Source organism: Halodesulfovibrio sp. (assembly GCF_025210605.1).
In the GTDB taxonomy this organism is placed as follows: Bacteria; Desulfobacterota; Desulfovibrionia; order Desulfovibrionales; family Desulfovibrionaceae; genus Halodesulfovibrio.
Genome location: NZ_JAOARI010000037.1, coordinates 78875 through 88318, shown reverse-complemented (window position 1 = coordinate 88318; position 9444 = coordinate 78875). Strand labels below are relative to the sequence as shown.

At 45.6% G+C, this 9444-nt stretch carries 5 protein-coding genes; all 5 read right to left on the bottom strand.

What is annotated here, in order from left to right:
• Positions 1–3710: VCBS domain-containing protein (locus N4A56_RS14905; RefSeq protein WP_295548525.1), on the bottom strand; the 3710-nt coding region annotated here is incomplete at its 3' end.
• 394 nt (positions 3711–4104) lie between these two features.
• Positions 4105–4539: a transcriptional repressor gene (locus N4A56_RS14900; protein ID WP_293669103.1), complete on the bottom strand. Its 435-nt coding sequence runs from the start codon at positions 4537–4539 to the stop codon at positions 4105–4107.
• Between the two features lie 90 nt (positions 4540–4629).
• Entirely contained in the window at positions 4630–7542 is a 2913-nt protein-coding gene (locus tag N4A56_RS14895; RefSeq protein WP_295548522.1) for an insulinase family protein, read from the bottom strand.
• A gap of 248 nt (positions 7543–7790) precedes the next feature.
• Positions 7791–8570 carry a GGDEF domain-containing protein gene (locus N4A56_RS14890; protein WP_295548520.1) on the bottom strand — a complete coding sequence of 260 codons (780 nt, stop codon included), beginning with the start codon at positions 8568–8570 and terminating at the stop codon, positions 7791–7793.
• 20 nt (positions 8571–8590) lie between these two features.
• Entirely contained in the window at positions 8591–9364 is a 774-nt protein-coding gene (locus tag N4A56_RS14885) for a hypothetical protein (RefSeq protein WP_295548517.1), read from the bottom strand.
• Positions 9365–9444 lie beyond the last annotated feature (80 nt).

Genomic DNA, 9444 nt, shown 5'->3' with positions numbered 1-9444 from the left:
GTGGCTTTGCCATCACTATGCACGGTGAAATTGCCGTACTGTGTGATGTCATTATCTACTTTGATGTTTACATTAAGATCATTTCCACTTCCGGTGTTGTCGAAATGGAAGTCATTCATGTTTTTAGCAGATAAATCAGAGGTACCATCGTTATTGAAATCGATGTCAGCCCCAAACTCAGCATTGGCAGCGTCTGTCTCCGAAAGAGACATATTGTACGAATCAGAACCAGTAACGGTAAGGCGGTCATAGCCTGCACCGCCATCAACTAATTCTAATCCAGCGTCTGTGGTGATGCGGTCATTGTGCTCGGAGCCTATAATACGTTCAACACTGGAAAGCGTATCACCTTCCGCGTAGCCACCCTTTGCTGCGCCAACACTATTAGCACCGCGCATGGTGACATCAATGCCTGCTCCGCCGTTATCTTTCGAGTAGTTAGCGGTGTCTGTTCCAATTCCGCCTTCAAGGACATCGGCACCTTCACCACCTATAAGATGATCGTCGCCGTCACCGCCTCTAAGGGTATCAGCACCTTCACCACCGTAAAGATAGTCCGCACCTAAACCACCCTCAAGCGTATCGGCTCCCTGCTCACCTCTAAGGAAATCAGTATCTCCGCCACCACGGAGGGTATCAGCACCTTCGCCACCCATTAGATGGTCTATACCTGAATCGCCATCAAGGGTATCATCGCCTTTACCACCATAAAGATAGTCTACTCCAGAACCACCTTCGAGGGTGTCGTCGCCTTCATCACCATAAAGAGTATCGGCGCCGTCGCCACCAAGAAGGGTATCGGCACCAGAACCGCCCTTAAGGGTATCTTTTCCATCACCACCGGTGAGTCTATCAACTCCAGAACCACCTTCAAGGGTATCATTGCCTTCGCCACCCCAAAGCAAGTCATTACCTGAACCGCCTTTAATGGTGTCATTGCCTTCTTTACCCCAAAGGTCATCATCGCCAGAGCCGCCATCAATGGTATCGTTGCCTTTACCACCAGAGATATAGTCTCCGCCTGCGCCACCTTCAATACGGTTCGCATTATCATCACCGTAAAGAATGTCATCAAAGGCAGAACCACGTAAATTCTCGATACTATCGAACGTATCGTTTGCAGCATCGCCGTCGCTTGTAACAGTACCTGACAAGTCCACAACAACTCGAGACTGAGAGTTCTCGTACGAAACGGTATCGCTGTCATCACCACCATGGAAATGATCTGCGCCTTCTCCGCCAAGGAACGTATCGTTACCGTCACCGCCATGCAGAGTATTGGTACCACCATTACCGGAAATAACGTCATCGCCATCGCCGCCAGTAATCACGTCATCGTAGTCGGTACCGTGCAGTTCATCACGATGATCTGTGCCAGTAATTTTGAAGCGTACAGAACCGTTCTCCATGTACTCTTTTTCAACTTTAGTTTCAGCACTGACACTAAAGTTAACATCATGGTAGTTCTTCGCGGCAGCGTGAGAGCCCGCTACATAATCTTCGAAGTCGTAACTCCCTTCACCCGGCATATCAGCATCACTGGAAGCTACATGCTTAACGTTGGTGCTAATCTGTCCTCGAATGCTGCTACCAGCTCGAACACCGGAAGTAAGCCATTTTCCAGAAGCAGTATCAAAGTAGTGCAATACATTATTAGAATCGACATACACTTTTGAGTCAGAATTCAGGAAATTACCACCCTGAGGAACAACAAAGAAGTCCACATCAACAAATGGCTTAGTTATAAGAAACTTTGCCACCCCGCCTTCTGTATTAAGGCTCTTATGTGCATCGCCCCATGCAATGAATGATGCTGTAGTGCCGTCTGCATATGTGACGGTATACCCAACGGCATTATTCCAACCAGCTCTGTTTGAAGAGCCGGACTCTGCACCATACGTCAACGTGTATTCTACAGGATCAAAGCTACCATCCACGTCAATAACAATATCTTTAGACACAACTCCGCCGTGTCCGTCAGATGCTTGAACAGTAAATTTTTCCTGTCCTGAAGTTTCTGGATAGGTGAGTTTTCCATCCGGTCCCAGAACTGGCTTAAATAAATTTTGTGTATCAGGATCGTTGTTGTCTAACTGGTAAGACCATTTTCCTGAGGTAGTATCATACGTAAGAGTGCCGTACTTACCTTCAACAGAAAGCTTTGAAGCTCCATCTGCACTGCTAAGGACATTGCTGCTACCAGAGTCGTCTGCTCCTACAGACTCAACAGAAACTGAATAGGTAAGCTCTTTGCCACCTGCTGCTGTTTCTGCATTACCGTGATCTGCACTATCAACGTCTGTGAATGTAAGAGTTCCTGAAGCTGTGTCGCTTCCAACTTCGTTGGAGTCATTCACAATATCAGGATCAGCAGGAGAGTTGCCTTTGCCTTCTGCTGTTCCGGCAGGGTCAGCTTCAAAACCGTGCTCAGTTACACTAGCTTTGATGGCTTCGCTTCCACTATGATCAACAGAGTTTGCCCCTGCATCAGTAGTGGCAACAGCAACCTCAGGAGCATCATTTGTGCCTTTAATATCGATAGTCACAGACGAAGACACGCTTTCAGTACCGTCAGATACAGTATAGGTGAAAGTGTCTTTCAACATTTCGCTATCATTGCTGAGCGTTTTTACAGCATCATTGTCAGCATGTAACTGATACGTCCATGAACCGTCGGCTGCGACAGTTAACGTACCGTATTGTCCTTTGTAGACTCCGGCAGAAAAAGTAAGAGAATCATTTGTATCAAGATCATGAGCATTGTCTTGCAATGTTCCAGATACAGTAGGGTCAGCTGCTGCGTCACCAGATGATGTCAAGTATGGTACAGCATCAATTTCCGCTGCTTCAGCCTGAACAATTGGAGCATCGTTTGTGCCACGAATAGTTACTGTAAGAGTAGCCTCGCTCTGCGTCTGTCCATCGGAGACAATGTATGTGATAGTATCGGTGCGAACCTCGTTGTCATCAAGTGCTACAACGTCAGGGTTCTGGTTGTTCAGGGTATACGTCCATGTACCGTCAGCATTGAGTACAAAGGTACCATACTGTGCATTCGAAGTTGAACTTACAACGGTTAACGTATCCCCGTCAGGATCAATGTCATTATCCAAAACATTGCCGGAAACAGAAGGGTCTACAGCAGAACCGGAAAGAATGTCGTCAAGCTTTTCCGCAGAAACACTGCCGTTAAAATCCGCAATAGTGCCATCATTGTCATCTACCGCAACTACAAGATTATTCACAGCTGCGGCATCAGCAGAATCAAAATCCGGTCTGGCGACATCACCCAACGCATGGTCGATTTCCTGATTTTCAAGACCATCAAGCAAATCGTTAAATCCATCTAAGCGAGATGAACCAGAGCCTTGAGGAGCTTGCGAAGCAGCTGTAGAAAAACTACCTGCCGCAGTATCAATGAAGCCATCTTCCCCAATAGCTTCCATAATTGCATCCGCAGAAACAACAGTACCATCCTGCAATGTTACTTCTGCCGGTTCCATCTCATTTGCAAAGTCTGTAAGCTTCAGAACAGAATCGTCTTCAAACTTCAGGACAAGAGTACTACCGTCCTGAGTTGCCTGAACAGCATCCAAATCAAAATCAAAGGAAACGTCCGATCCGGAGCCAACAACAGCTTCCCGCGTTTCACCCGCGGAAGGCTTACTCAACACCTGAACATTCTTGTCATTATCTATTTGTGCAACCATGATTTCCCCCCTATGGGAAATGCAAAAGAGACTGGAAGCTTCCCCAAGCCCCAATCTAACGGATACATGAAAAAGCAGTTTTTGCGTTTTACTACTACAAACCTCATCACAAGAAACATACTAAAAACATTAGCTTTTTCGTATCAAGACACTTTTTTTCTTTTCTTATCAAAAAAGTGGCATGATATTTTTTTCTGTCTTTAGTTTAATATTTCTTTTCAACATATTAGAAACTATTCATTAAACGCAATATTGTAAATAAAAAAGTAAACCTTTGTGAACAAAATCGCCGCGCTACCATTCTATCAGGGTTTTATTACGATACCTTCGCACAAAAAAAAGCGGAGGAACATTGTTCCTCCGCTTTTACATCTATATTTCTTATCTATGCATACTATTTGTTCGACCGGCAATCACTGCACACGCCGTACAAATACATTCGATGACTGGTCAGCACAAAACCGTGTTTAGCAGCCAATTCATCCTGCAAGCGTTCGATCTGGTCGTCAATAACTTCCAAATTTTTTCCGCATCGTTCACAAATCAAATGATCGTGATGTTTGCTACCATAGCTTTGCTCATAACGCGCAACCCCATCACCAAAGTGAACTTCTTTGGCGATGCCGGAGTCGCAAAGCAGCTTCATTGTTCTGTACACGGTTGCCTGCCCGACAGACGGGTCGGCTTTTTTCACACGCTCATACAGTTCTTCAGTTGTCAAGTGTCCTTCATCCTTCAAAAACACTTCAACAATCAACATACGCTGCGGAGTAACTTTCAGGCTATTCTTTGCAATATAATCAGCAAAGACTTGAATTGGCTCTTTCATACACCCTCGGCTTGTGTTTCACAAATATGATACCGGATACTATACTTACTCAACACAAATCGCAAGCAAGCTTACTCTAATAAACGGTTGCTACAAAATTTCACTAAGATTCCAGCCGTTCACTTCTGCGGCTTCACGAACCCCATTGCCACCCAGCACACAAATGCGTCCGTTCTCTGCTGCTGCATGAAGCACGTCTGCAAAAGAATGGAAGTGATCGAGCGTTGTAGACAAAATTTCATCACGCATCTGCTGACGAATCTCATCAGTATCACCGAGCATCTTACGGGTAACAGCGGCTGACCCTTTTGCATCTGGAAGCATATGCGTGTCAAGATCTCCAATAGCACCAATGATTGCTTTTTCCAGCTCCGCCTTACTCAGATCAACATTTGCTAAATAGGCAGCTGAGCCATCAAAAGCTTTCAGTGTGTTTTCAAGGTTCGGGTCTCGGTATGAAACCTGAGCCAAGACACCTGTGCTTCGATCAAAGGCAGCAAAAGCACCATAAGCACCACCCTGCACACGCACCTGATCCCATAACCAACCCATGCGCAGATGTTTGAAGATAACATTTGCTGAACCATGATATTTGTAGCCAAGCGCGTAAAGATCTGCACCCTTACCCACATAGTTGACCTGAGCCGGAATAAGAAACGCCTCGTTAGAAGTGACAAATTCCGGTTTCCACAATGCAGATTCAACAGCACGCTCGGGCAAAGCCGCAATAAAACCTTTCACCAAGCTGTCAGCGGCTGTTAAACCACTTGCTTCTGCGGTAATTGAAATGAGTGCGTCAGCTTTTTTCAAAACAGTAGCACGAATTTGTTCAAGATCGGCAAGAACTGCGTTCCAGTCAGTGCTAATCTTATCTGCAAGAGAGCGGAGGAATGCAAGATAGCTAACGCCACCAGTCTGCTCAGAAATCCAACCTGCTACATCAAAGCAACCGCGAAGATGCGACATAACAATCATATGACCGGAAGGAACAACACCTTGTTCAACGCGGGCTTTTTCTTCCAGAACAATAGAGCGGAACCGCTCCATGTTGTCCAAATCAGTATCCAGCACAATTGTTTGTAACAGATCAAACAGATCGGCAACCTTATCTTCAGTCGATTTACCATGCACCACAAGCTTTGCCAGCGGGCTTTGTTCACCAATTGTGGTTGCTGTCATAAGGTCAGCACTAATACCACCAGTCTTAGCAGCAATGCGCATTCCAAGCTCAACAAAGTTGAGTTTATCCGTTCCTACTTCAGTCAAACATCTACCAAAAAGCGGCACATACGGAAGCAATGAAGCATCCAGCCCTGCAACATCAAATGCAGCAGAAGCATAGACAACACCGTTTGTATCAAGGTCATGCGTGTATACAGTGACACCGGAGTGTTCAGCAGACTGCTGTGGAATAGTTTTGTTTTCGGTAGGAATATCGCTCAACGTAAGACGCGGGATACTTGCCACTGCCTCATCGCTATCTGGAGTTTGCTGCATTTTGCGAAGCAAAGCTGTGTTCTCTACAATGGATTCCACATCCGCTTCACTCATTTCTTCGCGAATTTTTGCAAGCTTCTCATCAACACGCTTAGTACGCACTTCCTGTAAATCTTCATCCGGAACCAGTAACACGGTGGTACGATGATTATTGCCTACAAGGAAAGCGCTGATAAGGTCTTCGAAAAGACGATCCCCATTTGCAAGACGTTCTTTAATAAAACCGAGAGGTTCTTCAAACGAAATCAGAGCAAGCGGATCAGCATCATACAGCCAAGTTGTAAGAGAACGAACCATCACTGAAAGACCTACAGGAAAACGTCCAGAGTTGTTCTCACGCAAACCGAATTCAATGCTGTTCACAGCGGCTTCAATGTATTCTTTATCGATACCGTTTTTCACAAGATCATTCAGTGTATCGAAAATCAGTGCTTCGACAACATCTGCATTTTCAGATTTGATGCCGGAAAGACCAGTGGAAAAATACATCTGGCGCAACTCATTTTCGAGCCCCGTACCAGTGACATCTTCACCGAGACCAGATTCGATGAGTGCCTTACGCAGAGGCGATGCTGGCGTACCAACAAGAATTTGCTCAAGCATCTGGAATGCAAGGTTCAGCTCAGCCTCTGCGGTTTCCGGCAACAACCAGTTTACCGTAAACATAGCACGACCTTGGTGCTCATTCGTCGCAGGACCTGCTGCATATCCTTCCAGCAATGCTACAGGACGCTCAAATTCTTCCTGAAGAGGCACATGCGAGTCAACTTCGAGGGCAGAAAAGCGATCAAGAGTGCCAGCAAGCTTTTCTAGACGTTTTGCTTCGTCATCATCGCCCCAGAAGAAAAAGCGACCATTACTTGGATGGTAGTAGGTTTCGTGGAAATTTTTGAACTGTTCGTAAGTAAGCTCAGGAATAACGTCAGGATTGCCTCCAGAATCAAGACCGTATGTCATATCCGGGAACAAAGACTGCTGAGAGCGCTCATAAAGCACACTATCCGGCGAGCTGTAGACGCCACGCATTTCATTGTACACTACGCCGCGATAAGTAAGCGGATCTTCTTTCTTTTCTACATTGTAGTGCCAGCCTTCCTGCTGAAAAATCTGTTCATTAATGAGCGGGAAAAACGTTGCATCAAGGTAAACATCTATCAAATTATAAAAATCCTGAACGTTTGTGGACGCTACAGGATAACAAGTTTTATCAGGATACGTGAACGCATTTAAAAAGGTTTGCAAGGAACCTTTCAGCAGCTCTACAAAAGGTTCTTTAACAGGAAACTTCTCTGATCCACACAATACGGAGTGCTCTAAAATGTGGGCTACCCCTGTGGAATCCGAAGGTGGAGTTCTAAAGGATACACCAAATACCTTGTTTTCATCGGCGTTGTTCATGGACAGTACCTGTGCACCAGTTTTGCTGTGCTTCCACAAACGGGCAGTGGTCGCTAACTCTTCCACACGCTGTTCATCAACAAGTTCAAAGCCGAACTGTTCTGTCATTGTCTTCCTCCGGAATATCCTTTTGTATCTGCCCGCTGCCACCACGCAGAGAACAGTTTCTTTTATGATATGGTAAGATATAGGCTAGCGTGATCGCCGTCTATATATTTGTTTTTAGATCGAAAATTTTGTCCCGCCCCAAACAAAAGAGCCGGTACAAGGTTGCACCGGCTCATCATAGAATATTGGGTACCGAATCTATTCTGTGCAAAGTGCAACTTCGAACACTCTGCACCAAAGCTGCTCTGCTAACAAGCCACTTCGCCTGTTAACGGGTCGGATTCCACAGCTTTGACAACCCGATTACGTCCATCACGCTTCGCGCGGTACAGTGCATTATCAGCACTTTCGTATAGCTCGTTAAAGACATCAGGCACAAATTCTTCAGTTGAAGAAACTCCGAGTGATATCTTCACGTTAATGGTACGTCCATCCGGTAAAAGTATGGGCGTTGATGCGATACGTTCCCGAATACGTTCCGCCAGAACCATTGCACCCTTAGTTGTTGAATCCGGCAGCAGCACAGTAAATTCTTCACCACCCACGCGGGCAACAATATCAACTTTTCGTGCCGTATTGCGCATTACGGTAGCAACCTGTTGTAAAACGACATCACCGACAGAATGTCCGTACTGATCGTTAACATACTTGAAATGATCGATATCCGCCATAATAACCGCCATATTCTGCCCAGTACGGTTGAAGAGAGCAAATTCCTGATCTGCCCTCGTAAGCAGGTATCGGCTGTTATACAGCTCCGTCAAAGGGTCAAGCAAACTCATTCTGGCGTAGCGCTCTTCGCCCTTACTGATGCGCAAAGCAAAGCCGACCATAGCCAGAACACTGCCAACAGTAATATACGTATACAGCGCCACTTCATAAAGAGGGTCAGTTACAGTCAACTGCAAAATATGTGAGATACTAAACCAACCCAAGGGGGCACATATCCCTAGCAGAAAGCCCTGTGTAGCCCGCTGGATGCGGCTCTTATCGTTAAATGAAAACAAGCTCCGGAAAACTGACAGCATAGACGACTCCTGATACCCAGCTACGCGCCCTGCGTTCCTCCATTAGAAGGCAGATACGCTCTCGCCATTGAATGCAGATCTTCGTAATCCATACGGGATGCTATCCCCATGCACAGCTCAGTTGACATAGTACATTTATACTCTAAATCCCTGAGCAACACTTCTTTATGCTTTTTCAACCACTTGCGCACAAACGGGACATCAAACCCGTCGATAACCATTGAAAGAGCATCACGAAAATATGCTGAGGAGATGAGTGGCAATAAGCTTTGGCAAACATCCTTCCCTTGATGTCTGGCATAAAACACATAAAAGAGCAGTGCTACTATTAACTTATCATCCGGCACCTTATAGCCGACATCAAAAAAGCGCTCACGCCCTTTGTACTTATCAGGCATCAAGCGAAGCAGCTCCTGCGCATACCGAATGGCTTTATCACCCTGAACAGGGGGCTGCGGAAAGTTTGCATATATTTTGGCAACGCTTCTGTGTGGATTTTCGACAGTAGCAACATCAAGAACGGCAATGCGCATGCAATCGAACTTTCGCTCCATAGCGCTCAGCATAGTCTGCGCTTTAGCATTTGCCATTTTCCGTTTTGTTTCTTCAGAAAAATTGCCGAATCCAGTTTCCAGTAAATATCTAATATATTCTTCAGAGGTATGCTGTGCCTCTTCATGAATACGCTTGAAATTTCTTTTATTCCCTACCAGCTTTTTTAAGGAAAGCCAGTATGCGGCAACACCTTCTACAGGCATTTCCAGCAAATCAAAGTCATGTTTTATTTCTGCCATACTCTACACCTTCACTGTGACAATAGAGACGTCCAGCCCACCATTATCGCAGTAATACCGTAGCACTATGGTAAACGCAA